The following is a 1,306-nucleotide window of genomic DNA, read 5'->3' as shown; positions in this document are numbered from 1 at the left end:
CAACGATGACCACAGAACGGACACTCCACGGAGCCGCATGGCTCGACCCCAGCCCCAGCACAACGCTTGCGGCCGGGCCGCTTCCGCGATCATCCGCCGAACCGGCCACCGGCGCTGCCCGGCTCGACAACCCGTCGACCGAAACGGGACGGCCCATGCCGGGACGTCACAGCCCTCGCGTCCCCCGCTGGGCGATTGTCGCAGGGCTCGTGGTCGCCGGGGTGGGGCTCGCAGTGGGTGGTGCGGCGATCGGCCGCGACATGTGGGCGAGCGATGCGGTGCCGACGGCGTCACCACCGACCACCGTGACATCCACCCCTACCTCGACCTCGACGCAGCGCGCTGGCAGCAAGGCGTGCCAGGGTTTGGTGGGGGACGTGGTCGGCGATGGCGCCGGGGACACCGCCACGATGGCCGGGGCCATTCTGCGGTTCGAGCACGCCTACTACGCGCGCCGCGACCCGGATCTCGCACTCGCGGCGACCTCGCCGGAAGCCGGACTGAACCGCGATGCCCTGGCTGCGGCGATCACCGCGCTGCCTGCTGGGACGACGCATTGCGTGGCGATCACCGCCCGTGCCGATGTCACCGCGGAGGTGCACCTGGCCGAACAGCACCCTGACGGTCGCCGCCTGGATTACCTGCAACTCATCAACGTCGCGCCCGGCCCATCGGGGATGGTCATCGTCAATATCCAGAAGCGAGGCGGCTGATGTCTGCCTTGGCTCGCGAGCACGTTCCTCAGTCTGACCGAGTTGTCAGGCTCGAACCGGTGACCGTGGACGCGCCGAGCGGTGACCGCGTCGCGGGGAGCCGCACGGACCCGCTGCCAGTCACCGGTCCGCATCCACCGCTGGTCGCGGTCGTCGGCGCGCACGGCGGCGCGGGCACATCGACGCTGGCGGCGTGGTGGGCTCCGGCCGCGGACAGCGGCCGATGCTGGCCAGCCTCCACCGAGACCACACAAGTCGTTGTCATCGCCGCGCGGCTATGTCTGCCTGGCCTGGTCAGTTGCGCGGAACGACTGCGGGAATGGCATGGCCGTCTGACTCCCGACGGCGTGGAGGTTCTGGGCGTCGTGCTGAGCGCTGCTCGACCTGGCCGAGTGCCGCGATCAGTGCAGCGCTACCGCGCCCTGGTGGAGGACCTGGCGCCGGTGGTGTGGGAGATCGGCTGGCACGAAGGCCTTCTCGAACGCGAACTCATCAACCTCGCGAAATTTCGTCCTTTCGACCCGGACCCGCCGCGGGGCGCCCCCCGGGGGGGGGGGGGGGCCCCCCCGGTTGGCCCCCCCGCGGACCCCCGG

2 protein-coding genes are annotated in these 1,306 nt (G+C 71.3%); both read left to right on the top strand.

Annotation, left to right across the window (positions count from 1 at the left end; translation table 11 throughout):
- Positions 1 to 221: 221 nt before the first annotated feature.
- A complete protein-coding gene (locus ACFWPJ_RS33100) occupies positions 222 to 713 on the top strand; it encodes a hypothetical protein (RefSeq protein WP_378857503.1) in 492 nt (163 codons plus the stop codon).
- A gap of 59 nt (positions 714 to 772) precedes the next feature.
- Positions 773 to 1,306: hypothetical protein (locus tag ACFWPJ_RS33095; RefSeq protein ID WP_378857501.1), on the top strand; the 534-nt coding region annotated here is incomplete at its 3' end.

Origin of the sequence: Nocardia sp. NPDC058497 (assembly GCF_042720195.1) — a bacterium.
In the GTDB taxonomy this organism is placed as follows: domain Bacteria; phylum Actinomycetota; class Actinomycetes; order Mycobacteriales; family Mycobacteriaceae; genus Nocardia.
The sequence above is the reverse complement of the archived record's forward strand: the minus strand, read 5'-3'. Positions and strand labels throughout refer to the sequence as shown.